We start from the raw sequence: 13,812 nt of genomic DNA on the forward strand, positions 1-13,812 counted from the left end.
GTAGCCCATGAAAGATTTGACGCCGATAGTGGCAGGGGACGTGGTTCTCGAAGAGCGGGAACAGCTTGGGGGTCGCTCTGGCCGCGAGCAGGCAGTGAGCCTGTCCTCCGAGGCACGCATGGCCGAGAAGCGCGAGCGCTACGAACGCTGTGCGCCGGTGGCCCACGACATTCTAGAAGAGGCACGCACGTCGCTCGCGGTGCGCTTCCGCTTCCTCGACCGTGCCCTTTGGCGCATGCCGCTGGTGTCGAGCTTCGATATCTATGGCATTGCCAGCGACGGGGTGAAGCTATACTACGATCCCGAGTACGTAGTGGCGCGCTTCAAGCTCTCGTCGAACGAGGTGGTGCGCGATGTCATCCACTGCCTGTTCCACTGCATATTCCGCCACCCTTTCATGCTGTACTCGGTGCTGCGCACGCCCTGGGACGTGGCGTGCGACATTGCCCTAGAGGCGCTGCTGCTCGACCTGGTGGGAGAGGCGTTTCCCTGCAACATGGACCGCCGCGCGCGTGAGTCGCTGCGGGTCATCCGGGCGCAGGTAGGGGGCGTGATCACGGCCGAGCGGCTGTACCATTTCTTTTCGAACGAGGGCAACCGGATAGACCTGCGCTCTTTGGCGCCGATGTTCTATCACGACACTCATGGGCTTTGGTACGGCGACGCAGGCGAGGGTGCGACGCGGGGCTCTCAGGGAGCGGCTCGCCAGCAGTCGGAAGACCGCGAAGGAGGAGCGCTCCCCACGGCGGATGGCAGTGAGTCGCTTGACGATATGCGCGGCGGGTCGGATATGCCCTCTGCCGAAGGCGGGGCTGGCGAGGACGACCAGAACTTCGCCGACGACCAGGAGCGCCGCGACGGTTCCGAGGATGAGGACTCTGCCGACGGCGACGAGCCGTCGGCGTTCGAGGACGAGTTCGGCGCGGATGAGGCCCTGTCGCAAGCCTGGGAGGATATCAGCCGTCGCATCCATGTAGAGCTTGAGGCGCATATGCTGCAGCGTGGCGAGGGTGCGGGCGGCTTCGCCGCGGCGTTGGGGGCCGTCAACCGCGAGAAGCATGATTACGCTGACTTCCTCAGGCGCTTCGCCACGCTGCACGAGCGCATGCGCGTGAACGACGACGAGTTCGACTACATCTACTACACCTACGGCATGGATCGCTACGGCAATATGCCGCTCATCGAGCCGCTCGAGTACAAGGAGGCGCGTTCGGTGCACGACTTCGCCCTTGCCATCGACACGTCGGAATCGGTGTCGGGCGATCTGGTGCAGGCGTTCGTTCGGAAAACGTATAACATCTTGAAGCAGGTCGAGAGCTTCACCGACCGCGTGAACATCCATATCATCCAGTGCGATGCCCGGGTGCAAGACGATACGGCGATCACCTCGCTCGACGAACTGGATCTCTACATCGACTCGATGGAGCTTCGGGGATTTGGTGGCACGGACTTTCGCCCGGTGTTCGACTATGTGAACCTGCTGGTGGAGAAAGGCGAATTCACCGACTTGAAGGGATTGGTCTACTTCACCGACGGGCAGGGGACGTTCCCGCGCCAGCAGCCCGCCTACGACGCGGTGTTCGTGTTTCTCGACGACGGCTACTCGGACCCTGCCGTGCCCCCTTGGGCGCTCAAGGTCATTTTGGACGAGAGGGGTTTGACCTGATGAATGAGAGCGATGCACGGTGGGGCGAGAATCAGCAATCGGTGGACTTGAGGAGTGAGCGATGAACATTGCACAAGCAAAGCAGCAGGTGAAAGACGCCGTCGAGGCGTACCTTGCGCTCGACGAGCGCGGACGCCCCCTGCTCGATATTGCGCGGCAGCGGCCCGTGTTCCTGGTAGGGGCACCCGGTATCGGCAAGACGGCCATCATGGCCCAGATCGCGCAAGAGCTGGGTATCGGGTTGGTGTCGTACTCCATGACGCATCATACGCGCCAAAGCGCGCTGGGCCTGCCGCTCATCGTGCACGAGAACTACGAGGGCCTGGAGTACGAGGCCTCCGAGTACACCATGAGCGAGATCATCGCGTCGGTGTACGCCTACATAAAGAAGAGCGGAGTGAGGCAGGGCATCCTGTTCCTCGACGAGATCAACTGCGTTTCCGAGACACTGTACCCCTCCATGCTACAGTTTCTGCAGTTCAAGACGTTCGGCCGCCATGCGGTACCAGAGGGCTGGATCATCGTCACGGCTGGCAACCCGCCCGAGTACAACAAGTCGGTGCACGAGTTCGACATCGTCACGCTTGACCGTGTGAAGAAGGTGAGCGTCGAGCCCGATTTCGATGCGTGGAAGGCCTATGCTGTCTCGAAGGGCACGCATCCGGCCATCCTCACGTTCCTCGAGATTAAGAAGCACCGCTTCTATTCCATCGAGGCATCGCTCGAGGGCAAATCGTTCGTGACCGCACGCGGTTGGGACGACCTGTCCGACATCATCGGGGTATTCGAACGCTTGGGAAAGCCGGTGGACTTCGACCTGATCGTCCAGTATGTGCAGAGCGAGGCCATCGCTCGCGAGTTTGCCGCCTACTACGACCTGTTCAACAAGTACCGCGATGACTACCGTGTCGACGAGATACTCGGCGGCGGTGAGATTGACGGTATAATTGACCGTGCAGCCGAAGCCGAGTTCGACGAGCGTCTTTCGCTAGTGGGATTGCTCCTCGATGCCGTGTGCGGCGACATGCAGGCCATCGTCGAGGACACCGAGGTGCTGGTGGCCCTGCGCGATGACCTGCGGGGCATGAAAGCAGCGGTGGAAGAGGGTGAAGGCGTCCGCGATCTCTTGGTGGACCTCGGACGGCGTCGGACCTCGCAGCTCGAGCTGTCCGTAGCGGCGGGCAACCTGTCCAAGGATCGTCGGGCGACAGCCGAGCGCGAGCTGGACGAGATTGCCGAGCTGGCACGGGTTGTGTGCGACGGCGTGCCTGCGTCGCAGGGCTACGACTTTCTTTCCCAGGCGTTTTCGGGCAAGGCGGCAGCATTGCAGGCTCGCGTGGGGCACGTCGAGGGACGGCTTGCCTGTGCATTCGCCTTCGTCGAGGCGGCGTTTGGGGATAGGCAGGAGATGGTGGTGTTCACGACTGAGCTTACGTCGCGCACCGTCTCGGCACGCTATATCGCCCAGTACGGAAGCGAGTCCTATTTTGCCCACAATGCGGACATGATCCTGTCGGAGCGCCAGCGTGACCTGCGTCGGCGCGTCGAAGATCTGAACATCTAACAGCACGGCAAAGGAGACGAACTATGAAGAAGTACACGCTCACCTCGTATGAACCGGTAACGATCGAGCTTCCGAAGCCCCAGGTGCCGGAAAGCCTCGTTGACTCCCAGATAGAGAAGTTGTTAGAACCCTTGGCCGAGTACCATGAGGTTGCCGAGGATCGCGGGGTTGTATCGGGCGACCACATCGTCGTGACGACGGAGGACGCCTGCATCGACGGCAATCCGGCCTCCAACTTCGTCCTGCAACATTCCGTCTACCACGTAGGCGCAGGCGAGATGCCCCGCACGTTCGACGACGAGATCGTCGGCATGGGCGTGGGCGAGACGAAGGATGCCGTGGCCCCGATCAAGATGCCGTTGGCTCAAGATGGCAACCTCTCCCAGCTGACCATGCGCGTGACGGTGGAGAAGATACTGTCTGCACATCAGCCTGAGCTGACCGACGAGTTGGTGCGCGAGCATTTCGCGCCCGCATGTACGGTTGCTGAGTTCCGCTCCGGTGTGGCTGGCCAGTTCGGCAAGCCCGATATGGCCAAGGATGATGCGCAATTCCCCGATCTGGTGCTGGACGAACTGGCGAAGCGCCTGGTGGAAGAACCTGACACGGCCGACCTGCTGCCGGGCCAGCCGCTGGAGGCGCTGCGAGTGACCTGCGCTATCGATGCTTTGGCCGACCATTTGGATATCGAGCTGTCCGACGACGATATCACGGCACAGATGCCGGGCAACGATGCCGAGCAGCGCATGAAGATTCGCAAGCAGCTGGAGGATCAGGGCCTGGACGACGAGGCGCGCGTGTTCGCGCTGCGCGAGGCCGCCTTGTCGTGGCTGGTCAACAATTCCCGTGTGACGTACCGGTAGCAAGAATCACGCGGAGGAGAGCGACATGGAATCATCACTGCCGATGAATACAGAGGCGCTGAGGGAATACTACGAGCAGCTTCCCAACGAGTACGGGTTTGCGAGCCAATGCAAGATGACGCTTTTGGGCGATATCAGGGGCAAGCGCGTCCTCGATATCGACTGCCGCCGCGGCAAAGGAGTCATCAAGCTGTCCGACTACGTCGGCCCCAAGGGGTTCGTCGTGGGAGTCGATCCCTCTCCTACGTGGATCGAGGTGGCCCTCTCCTTTAGGGAGGACGCCTGGCGCAGAAACGGGCTGCCCTGCAACAATATGGACTTTCGCGTGGCCTATCCGGAGGACCTCGCTGCGGCTGGCTTGGGAGACGGAGCGTTCGATCTGGTGTTCGCCAACAGCAGCATCAACGTTGACTACTGTCCCGAGGCCGTGCTTTGCGAGGTGTTCCGCGTGCTGAGGCCCGGGGGAGTGCTGGTGTTCGACGGCGTGGTGGCCCAGGGGGAGCGCGACGAGTCCGTCGTCGCCCAGGCGCGTGCCTTAGGCAACGCGGTCCAGGCGGCCCTCAGCCGTGCCGCGTTCGAGGATATGGCCCTGAGCGCGGGGTTCGATCCGCCGGAGTACTACGAAGAGTCGTTCGTGCGCGCAGAAACGGGCTACCTGGATGGATTCGAAGTGCCGGTCGCGCCCACGGACGAGGACGTTCGGTTTGTGAAGACCACGGCGCGCGTCTACAAGCCGCGCCGATAAGGAGGGGTTATGCACTACGAGGAGTTGAAGGAACAGGTCAAGGCAGTGCCCGCAGCGCGGGCGAAGGATTTCAAGGAGCTGCTCTCCCTAGCCAGCATTGCCGGCGGCGTGTGGCCCCCGTTTGAGAAGCACCTTGAGGAAGCGAAGGACTTCCGCAGCTTCTTCAAGGCGATCTACGACGACGATGCCTGCCGCTTTGAGAACGTGTGGGCGTACTGGGCGAAAATGAACCGCGAGCCGTGGGCTGATCGCTTCGAGGCCGACCGCGTGGCGCGGGGTGTGTTGCTGGACACGCGGGGCATTTTCCTCAAAGGCGGCGGCAACGAACTGCTCATCCCGCTTGCCGGACGCTCCCAAGCGGTCAACGTCTACCTGTTCCGCGAGAACGCCTTCAATGAGAAGGCGGCGGAGTTCTACGGTGCTATCGAGGGCTCGTTCACCTGCGTCGGCATAGAGCTCGAGGGTGCATTCGACGTGTTCCGCACGCATCGCGGGCTCATCTTCGAGCGATGGGAGGTCGACAAGCTGAACCGACGTGCCGACGGCAAGGGCCAGGTCCATGCGGACGGGGACTGCTGCACTCCGTGGTAGCACGATGCTATTCGCCGCTAAAACACGCCATCGGGGTGGCAGATCGAGGGAGTCATGGTTATAATCAAATAGCTGATTCCGTCTACTACTAGTTAGCATCGAACAACGATTCCTGTCTTACTCGACGAGAATCGAAAACGTGCAGCGGGCAGTCGGGCGGGGCTGGCTCGAGGAGTTTTTCAGCATCGTTTCGCACAGGGGGGCGCGTATGCTTATGCCAGGGTCCACGAAGGGGGGTGGCAAACCGTCGAGCGGCAAGATCCCCAGACGAGCGGTCGCGGCACGAACCGCGGTCCGAGCAATTAATACTAAGGGGCTTACCGGCTTGCGGAATTTAGAACTTCCGGTGTGATGTGGACGGAGCGGGCGTTTTATACACTGATGTGCATAGTCTGCACGAGTGAAATCGTTCGAGCCAAGCAAAGCTTACGGGTCTATTCACGATAACGGCACGACGGATTCAACGTAAGGTGAACGACGAGAAGAAGAGGGGAAGGTAGATGACGGAGATTTCCAAGACGTCGAGCGGGTTCAAGGACCTTGTGTGTCCGGACACCGAGTCAACTGAGGTCGACATTCATCAAGACGGCGTCACGATGGTCAAGTCGCTGTGCTATTTCTGCCATGCGAACTGCGGTGTTCTTGCCTATGTCAAGGACGGCGACGTAATCAAGATCGAGGGCGATCCTGATTACTCGAACCAAGGTGGACTGTGCTGTCGCGGCACGAGCGCGCTTCTGCACGTGAACCATCCAGCCCGCATCAACCACGCGCTGAAGCGCGTCGGTGGCAAAGGCGAGGGCAACTGGGAGAAGATTCCCTACGACCAGGCGATCCAGGAGGTTGCCGACAAACTCAACCAGATCAAGGAGGAGAGCGGTGCTGAGGCGGTGGCCTCTGCTGGTGGCACGACGCGCACCGACGACTGGGCGCGCCGACGCTTCCTGAACCAGTTCGGAACGCCGAACGGCTTCCACAACGCGCTTCTGTGCTGGATACCCACGTTCATGGCAGAGACTTGCGTGGCCGGCTGGTCGCCGTTCGAGACCGACCTTGCTGCGGCTCGCACGCTGATCCTGTGGGGCATGAATCCCGGTGCCTCCACGCTCGGCGGTATGAACGGCTACACCGACCTACAGAAGGCCGGCCTGAAGATCATCGTCGTGGACCCGCGCTACTCCGAGACTGCGTCGAAGGCCGATCTGTGGCTACCGCTGCGTCCCGGCTCCGATGCTGCGCTTGCGCTCGCCATGCTACACACCATCATCTACGAGGGTCTGTGCAACTACGATTTCGTGCGCGATTGGTGCGACAGCTTCGAGGAGCTGACCGAGCATGTTGCCGAGTACACGCCCGAGTGGGCTGCTCCCCTCACGTGGCTCGAACCCGACCAGATCCGCGCTGCCGCCCGCATGTACGCTATGAACACGCCCGGCTGCATCCAGTGGGGCTGCACGTGGGACCAGCTCGGCCGCGCCTCCACCACCGGCAGTCATGCTATCGCGCTCATCCGCGCCGTCTGCGGCAACCTAGACGTTCCTGGCGGTGACGGCATGCCGGGACCAGCACTCAACTACCTCACCGACGAGGAGATGGAAGCCAACGAGTGCCTGCCCGAGGAGCAGAAGGCCAAGCAGATCGGCTCCGACAAATTCAAGCTCACCTCGTGGCCCGGCTACAAACTCATCTCCGATAACGCGCTGCGCACGTGGGGCAAGACGCTGCCGACCGAGTGGTTCTGCGAGGCCCATGGCCCGAGCGTGTTTAAGGCTATCATCACGGGCGACCCCTACCAGGTGCGCGCGCTCATCGTGAACGCTACCAACCCGGTGAACTCCTACGGTGACGCCAAGATGACCTTGCAGGCTTTGAAGCAGTGCGAGCTTTTGGTGACGGTCGATTACTGGATGACCCCGACGGCGCTGCTGTCCGACTACGTGTTCCCGGCGGCTGGTGCGCTCGAGCGTCCCGTCATCGTGACGCACTACGGCGCGACCGACTCCATCATGGGCGGCATGCGTGCTATGCAGCCCAAGTACGACCGCCAGACCGATATGACGTTCTGGCGCAAGCTGGGCCTAGCCTGCGGCCAAGACCCCGCGCTGTGGCCGTGGGAGACCGAGGAAGAAGCCTACTTCCATATCCTGCAGCCCCTGGGCCTTCCTGGCGTGGAGAGCTACAGCGACTTCGTCGAGATCTACCGTATGTACTATCCGCCGCTGCATCAGAACAAGTTCATCAGCAACGGCGGCTTCTGGACGCCTTCCGGCAAAGTGGAGTGCAACTCCTCGATGCTGCGCGAGCTGGGCTATGCGGGCATGCCGACCTACATCGGCTGCATCGAGAACGAGGTCGACACCCCGGAGATCGCCGAAGAGTATCCCATCGTGCTGACCACCGGTGGTGGCTTCATGCCCTACCACCACTCCGAGCACTTCCAGATGCAGAGTATCCGCTACCTGTACCCGGAGCCGTACTTCTCGCTCAACCCGGAACTTGCCAAGAAGCTGAATATCGCCTACGGCGACTGGTGCTGGATCGAGACTCGCCGCGGCCGCATCAAGATGCGCGCCAACGTGGAAGCCGAAGTCCATCCCAACGTGGTGTTCGCACCGCGCGGCTGGTGGTTCCCCGAGCGCGACGGCTCGGCCGACCCGAACAATCCGTTCGGTTGCCTCGAGTCCAACGTCAACGTGCTGACCTCGGTCGACGATGAGCACTGCGACCCGATGGGCGGCTCGTGGGCCAACCGCGGCCTCATGTGCAAGGTGTACAAGTGCGGCGACTTCGACAAGGAGTTCAAGGACGCCGACACCCAGTTCTCCATCCCGGGCTCTGCATCCGAGCCGGGCGTTACGGTTATGCCGAGCGACCAGAAGCTCGCCCGCGAGCCCATCCCGTTCGAGAAGCCGCAACCGACCGACGCGGTGCCCGAGGGCTACGAGTACGTGTGGCAGAACAACAGCCTGTACCAGAAGGGCACGAATTTCCGCCTGGACGAGTCGGGTTGGCTTATCAACCCGCGCACCAAGGGCTACCACGACGCCCATACCGGCTGGCGCTACGACGCGGCCAACGAGTGCCTGGTGGACGACGAGACCGGCAAGATGTACACGATGGACCGCGAGGAGATCGTCTTCTTGGCGGGCGTGCGCTGCTATCCGGGCGCCGAGGCGGCTCCCTTCGAGATGCCGGAGAACCTGACGTGGAACGCAGAGCGCGGCCATGCGGTCCTGGGCGACTTGCTGTTCGTGTACGATCCGAACAGCGGCTGGCTGCTCGATCCGGCAGATGGCGCGTTCCATGATGCCAACTACGGCTGGCTCTACGATGCCGGCTCTGGCCATCTGGTTGACGAAGCAACGGGCAAGCATTACGACATGTCGTATGCTCCCGTCGAAGAATAGAACCGCGTAGGAAGAAAGGATAGATACATGACACGTTACGTTATGGTCATCGATCAGCGTCGTTGCATCGGCTGTCACTCCTGCACGGTTGCTTGTCGTACGTGGAACAAGCTCCCCCTTGACATCGTCTACAACCCGGTGGTTACCGAGGGTGCTCAGGGTACGTGGCCGAACGTCCACAAGAGCTGGCAACCGCTGCTGTGCATGCACTGCGAGAACCCCGAGTGCGTTCCGTGCTGCCCGTCGGGCGCCAGCCAGCAAGACGAAGACGGCACGGTGTGGGTGGACCCCCAGAAGTGCCTGTCGTGCAAGGTGTGCGTGAACGCGTGCCCCTATGGCATGCGCGATGCTTCTCACCTGGAGGATCGCATGCACCGCTACGTGCGCAAGTGCACGTTTTGCCGCGACAAGCGCCAGCTGGACCCCGATGCTCAGCCGTACTGCGTGCTGACCTGCCATCAGAAGGCCCGTATTTTCGGCGACCTCGACGATCCGAACAGCGAGGTTTCTAAGCTCATTGGCTCCGTGAAGACCGAACGTCTTTTCGAGGAACTCGGCACCGATCCTCAGATCTACTACATTCCTGAGTTGGGAGGTAAGGCATAATGAGGCACCATTATTGGGAACCGCCTATCGCCCTGTATCTGTTCTTGGGCGGTTTGGCAGGTGGCATTCTGTTCATCTCCGCGCTCTTCAACAGCTTCGTGCTTCCGGGCTCGGCCGAGATCTTTGCGCTTCCTGTGCTCGTGTCCCTGGTGTGCGTGGCTATCGGCTGCGTGTTCCTGGTGGTCGACCTGGGACAGCCGGGCGTGTTCTGGCGTGTGTGGACTACGGCTAAATCCATCATCAAGTGGGGCGCGACGTTTTTGGTCATCGCCGCAGTGTTCGCCTTACTGTTCTTCTTGGCGTTTATCGGCGATGCGTGGCCGATCTTTGCGGGGCTGTCCGGCTTCCTGAAGCCCGCGGCCGACGCGTTCTTGCTGATCGCCGGCTTCTTTGGCCTGTGCATTATGATGTATACCGGCATCATGCTGTCCACCTTGAAGGCGCATGCGTTCTGGGCTACCCCGGCCCTGCCGGTGCTGTTCACCATCTCGGCCATTTCCACGGGCTGCGCGGCCATCGTGCTGTCCATCGGCGGCTGGCCGATGACGGCCACGTTGGAGGGCCTGCTCCTCTCCGAGGTCGTCCTTGATCTGCTGCATGTTGTGGACATCGTCCTGGTCGTCGCCGAGCTTATCGTGCTGCTGACCATGGTCCTTTCCTTCCTAGGTGCGGGCAACGTGACTGCCAAGGCGGCGGCGCGGCGCTGGGTGCGCGGATCCTATGCGGGGCTGTTCTGGGTCGGCATGGTGGGCCTGGGCCTGGTGGTTCCGCTGATCATGTACCTGGGCGGCGGCCATTCCGCGGCCTCGCAGATCGTGGCTCCCATCCTGGTTCTGTGCGGCGGCTGCCTGTTGCGTTTCATGGTGGTCAACACCGACGATCGCGCCGAGATTCCCGGCGAGAACCGCTACTACAACCGCGTGGCGAAGAAAGATGCCGAGTTCATTTCTAAGTGGACGTACGGCGACAACGAGTACTAATCCGTCTCCGGAGGATTCAGGCGCGGCGGGCAAGCGCCGCTTGCGTTCGCAGATCGGGGGTCTGGCTTTCGGGCCGGGCCCTCGCCTGTGGTTTTAAGAGCAACCAGAAGGATGCTCGGGGCGATGATGCAGTACTATTGGTGCGGAGACGGGGTTCGTCGGAAGAGACGGGTATGGAAGAATACGAGTTCGAAGATGTTTTAGCCGGAAGCACGGTGTCGTGCACGTTCCCACGCCTTGTCGCGCAGGTGGCGGGCGATGGACGGCCTCGGCGGACGCGCACGTTGTTCTTTCCGGGCTGCTCACTGATCAACTACGGCTTGCCCCTGGTGCAGTCTGTGTATGGGCTGCTGTCAGAAGCGGGCGCGGTTGAGGGAATATCGCTTTTGTGCTGTGGCAAGATATTGAGCTTCGAGCCGGACGGCAAGGAGGTCCGCGCGGCGTTCGAGCAGCAGCTGCGCGAGCGGGTCGCGAACGCCGGGGTCGAGCGCATCGTTGCTGCCTGTCCGAACTGCGTTCTTGCGTTGCGCGCGGCCTTGGATTGCGACGAGCGCACGGCGGGCGTGGAGGTCACCGCGCTTCCGGCAGAGCTGGCGGCGCTCGGATACCGTATCGATGGGGACGTTGCTGCGCGCATGCTTGCCAATGAACTCGTTCGAGAAGAGACTGACGTGCCTCCGCTGTTCAGCGTCCACGACTCGTGTCCTGATCGGGCGACGGGCGAGTTCGCCGACGGCTTGCGAGCGCTCCTGCCGTCTGACTTGTTCGTTGAACCCGAGCATTGTCGACGGCATTCGGGATGCTGCGGGTCGCTCGTTCGCGCGGCGGGCAAGTTCGAGCTTGCCGACGAGCAATCGCGCCAGCGGGGTGCTGAGGCGGTGAGTGCGGGGGCGGATGGCATCGTTGCGGCTTGCGTGAGCTGCGCCTATCAGCTGTCCGCCTCGCAGCGCCGCGTCCCGGTGTTTCACTATCTGGAGCTGTTGTACGATTGGCGCATCGATTGGCGCAATGCCGACCAGTACATGAAGCTGCGTTTTTTGTTTGACGACTCGCTGGGCACCGAGGAGGCTTCTGGCGATACGCGACCGTTCATGGGATTGACTCCCGATGCTGGGAAAGGGGCATGATGGCGACCGAGACAAGGCGCACGAACTGCCACTACTGCGGCTACTGCTGCGCCTTCCTGGCCACCGTGGAGGACGGTCGCGTGACCGATCTGGTTCCCGATACGACGCGCTACCCTTACGACGAGCGTATCTTGGCGGGGTGCCGTCGCTGGCGCATGAACTTGGACGCGCTTGACGGCGACGACCGCGTGAACTATCCGCTGCGCCGCGTCGGCGCGCGCGGCGGCAACCAGTGGGAGCGCGTGAGCTGGGACGAGGCGCTCGATGATATTGCCGCGCGGTTGGGCGCGCTTGCCGAGGAGCATGGCCCCGAGACGCTGGCCAGCGCCATTGGCGGGCCGCACGCATCCTACTGGCCGCTACACCGCTTCATGAACCTGTTCGGGAGTCCCAACAACATGGGTATCGGGCAGATCTGCTGGAACCCGCGCATCTGGATGGACGCCCTTACGTTCGGCTGGACGGTGGAAGCCGATATCGTGCCCGGCGTGACCGACTGTCTGTTCATCTGGGGGACGAACCCGGCAGAATCGGACAACTCGGCATTCTGGCGATCGCTTATCCAGTTCTCGAAGACCGAGGCGGCACTCGTGGTCATCGACCCACGGCGTACGCGCATCGCTGCTCTGGCCGACGTATGGCTGCCGATACGTCCGGGAACCGACTGTACGCTGGCATTAGGGCTGCTGCACGTGATCATCGGCGAAGATCTGGTGGACCGGGCGTTCGTCGACTCCTGGTGCCATGGCTTCGACGAGCTGGCCGAGCACGTGCTGCCCTATACCCCCGACTTCGTAGCGCAAGCCTGCGGCCTGGCTGCTGAGGACATCGTGCGGGCAGCGCGGCTGTTCGGCCAGGCCCGAGCGGCGGCGCTCGTGTCCGGGCGCGGCGTCGACCAGGTGGGGGCGAGTGTGGCGCCGACGCACCGCGCCATCTGCAGTCTGCGTGCGGTGACGGGCAATGTGGACAAGCCCGGCACGTGCGTGTTGGCCGAGGGTGCCGACTTCGTCTCCGAGATGGAACTGGAGATGACCGATGCGCTCGCGCCGGAGCAACGGGCGCGCTGCCTGAACACGCACCTCACGCCGCTGCAGTGCTACGACGGCTACGAGCGCGCCCGTACGCTGACGGAGAAGCTGGGACGCACGCTGCCTGCGCGCTACCTGACCTCGGCTCATCCCGACCTGGTGCTGCATGCCATGGAGACAGGGGAGCCGTATCCGGTGCGGGCGCTTATCGTGAACGCCACCAATCCGCTGCTCACCTACGCCGACACGCATCGGGTGTTCGAGGCCTTCATGGGCCTCGATCTGCTGGTGGTGCTGGAATACTATATGACTCCCACGGCGAGCATTGCCGACTACGTGCTGCCTATTGCCGCTGCGGTCGAGCGGCCTATCCTGCAAGTGCATGGAGGTGTGGCGAACATAGGCTACGGCGGTCCGGCTGCGGTCGATCCGTACTATGAGCGTAGATGCGATTACGAGGTGTTCCGCGAGCTGGGCAAGCGGTTGGGGCAGGGGGACGCATGGCCGGAGAGCACGCTGGCCGAGGCGTTCGCGATGCAGCTGGCTCGTGCCGGCCTGGACTGGGACCTGTTCTGCGAACTGGGCATCTACTACCAGCAACCCGCCTTCGCTAAGCACGAGCTTCCGGGCTTGGACGGTCGCCCTCAGGGCTTTGCTACCACAACGGGAAAGATCGAGCTGGCTAGCGAGTTTTTACCACTGCTGGGAGGCCCGCGCCTGCCCGAACCTGCCGTGCCGGTTACGCTGTGCTCCGAGGGGCTGCGTGCGCGGGCCGAGCAGGAGGGAGGCGCATGGCTGCCGATGATCACCGGGTCGCGCAAGCAGCCCTACAACGCCTCGATGTATTTCAACAACCCGGCGTTTCGCGCCAAATCACCTTATCCGGTGGTGGAGGTGAGCGAGGCCACGGCTGTAAGGCTGGGCCTGGCGGCAGGGGATCGCGTCGAGATCGCCACCGACAACGGGTCGGCGCGCTTTATACTGGGAACGGCCTCGATGCGTGATGATCTGGTGAACGTGGACTACGGCTGGTGGCACCCTGAGTGGGAGCCGGGATCACCCGACTTTGGCGGCATGTGGGAGTCGAACGTGAACTGCCTTACGTCGTGTGCGCCCGGCGAGCCAATGATCGGCACCTGGTCGTACAATGCCATCGACTGCGTGTTGCGCAAGGTTAACGAGCCTTTGAGCTGGGAAAACGTATAGGTGCGGGCGTGCCCGCGTGAGAGAAGGAG

Annotated in this window: 10 protein-coding genes; all 10 read left to right on the plus strand. The window is 62.4% G+C overall.

Features of this window, described 5'->3' with window-relative positions; genetic code table 11:
- The first annotated feature begins 7 nt into the window (after nt 1-7).
- Entirely contained in the window at nt 8-1,666 is a 1,659-nt protein-coding gene (locus RR842_RS00160) for a VWA-like domain-containing protein (RefSeq protein WP_332728765.1), read from the plus strand.
- 61 nt (nt 1,667-1,727) lie between these two features.
- A complete protein-coding gene (locus RR842_RS00165) occupies nt 1,728-3,230 on the plus strand; it encodes an AAA family ATPase (protein WP_332521969.1) in 1,503 nt (500 codons plus the stop codon).
- A 23-nt stretch (nt 3,231-3,253) separates the two neighbouring features.
- Complete coding sequence (locus RR842_RS00170) at nt 3,254-4,093, plus strand: hypothetical protein (protein ID WP_332513789.1); 840 nt, start codon at nt 3,254-3,256, stop codon at nt 4,091-4,093.
- Between the two features lie 25 nt (nt 4,094-4,118).
- The gene (locus RR842_RS00175) at nt 4,119-4,838 is read left to right on the plus strand and encodes a methyltransferase domain-containing protein (protein WP_332513791.1); all 720 of its coding nucleotides are present in this window, start codon (nt 4,119-4,121) and stop codon (nt 4,836-4,838) included.
- A 9-nt stretch (nt 4,839-4,847) separates the two neighbouring features.
- Nucleotides 4,848-5,429: a hypothetical protein gene (locus tag RR842_RS00180; RefSeq protein ID WP_332721999.1), complete on the plus strand. Its 582-nt coding sequence runs from the start codon at nt 4,848-4,850 to the stop codon at nt 5,427-5,429.
- Between the two features lie 500 nt (nt 5,430-5,929).
- Nucleotides 5,930-8,836 (plus strand): molybdopterin-dependent oxidoreductase, encoded by a 2,907-nt coding sequence (locus tag RR842_RS00185; protein ID WP_332553545.1) that lies wholly within the window; start codon nt 5,930-5,932, stop codon nt 8,834-8,836.
- 27 nt (nt 8,837-8,863) lie between these two features.
- Entirely contained in the window at nt 8,864-9,442 is a 579-nt protein-coding gene (locus RR842_RS00190) for a 4Fe-4S dicluster domain-containing protein (RefSeq protein ID WP_332553544.1), read from the plus strand.
- The gene (nrfD, locus tag RR842_RS00195; protein ID WP_332512120.1) at nt 9,442-10,422 is read left to right on the plus strand and encodes an NrfD/PsrC family molybdoenzyme membrane anchor subunit; all 981 of its coding nucleotides are present in this window, start codon (nt 9,442-9,444) and stop codon (nt 10,420-10,422) included. Before RR842_RS00190 ends, nrfD begins: the two co-directional genes overlap by 1 nt.
- 173 nt (nt 10,423-10,595) lie before the next feature.
- The gene (locus tag RR842_RS00200) at nt 10,596-11,549 is read left to right on the plus strand and encodes a (Fe-S)-binding protein (RefSeq protein WP_332728767.1); all 954 of its coding nucleotides are present in this window, start codon (nt 10,596-10,598) and stop codon (nt 11,547-11,549) included.
- The gene (locus RR842_RS00205; RefSeq protein ID WP_332728768.1) at nt 11,549-13,783 is read left to right on the plus strand and encodes a molybdopterin-dependent oxidoreductase; all 2,235 of its coding nucleotides are present in this window, start codon (nt 11,549-11,551) and stop codon (nt 13,781-13,783) included. The genes RR842_RS00200 and RR842_RS00205 overlap by 1 nt, the downstream gene beginning before the upstream one ends.
- Nucleotides 13,784-13,812: the final 29 nt, after the last annotated feature.

Origin of the sequence: Gordonibacter sp., assembly GCF_036667095.1 — a bacterium.
GTDB lineage: Bacteria > Actinomycetota > Coriobacteriia > Coriobacteriales > Eggerthellaceae > Gordonibacter.

Bases quoted from the DNA above. Each gene is read 5' to 3' on its own strand.
- RR842_RS00160 (WP_332728765.1), top strand. From the start codon at position 8: ATGAAAGATTTGACGCCGATAGTGGCAGGGGACGTGGTTCTCGAAGAG.
- RR842_RS00165 (WP_332521969.1), top strand. From the start codon at position 1,728: ATGAACATTGCACAAGCAAAGCAGCAGGTGAAAGACGCCGTCGAGGCG.
- RR842_RS00170 (WP_332513789.1), top strand. From the start codon at position 3,254: ATGAAGAAGTACACGCTCACCTCGTATGAACCGGTAACGATCGAGCTT.
- RR842_RS00175 (WP_332513791.1), top strand. From the start codon at position 4,119: ATGGAATCATCACTGCCGATGAATACAGAGGCGCTGAGGGAATACTAC.
- RR842_RS00180 (WP_332721999.1), top strand. From the start codon at position 4,848: ATGCACTACGAGGAGTTGAAGGAACAGGTCAAGGCAGTGCCCGCAGCG.
- RR842_RS00185 (WP_332553545.1), top strand. From the start codon at position 5,930: ATGACGGAGATTTCCAAGACGTCGAGCGGGTTCAAGGACCTTGTGTGT.
- RR842_RS00190 (WP_332553544.1), top strand. From the start codon at position 8,864: ATGACACGTTACGTTATGGTCATCGATCAGCGTCGTTGCATCGGCTGT.
- nrfD (WP_332512120.1), top strand. From the start codon at position 9,442: ATGAGGCACCATTATTGGGAACCGCCTATCGCCCTGTATCTGTTCTTG.
- RR842_RS00200 (WP_332728767.1), top strand. From the start codon at position 10,596: ATGGAAGAATACGAGTTCGAAGATGTTTTAGCCGGAAGCACGGTGTCG.
- RR842_RS00205 (WP_332728768.1), top strand. From the start codon at position 11,549: ATGGCGACCGAGACAAGGCGCACGAACTGCCACTACTGCGGCTACTGC.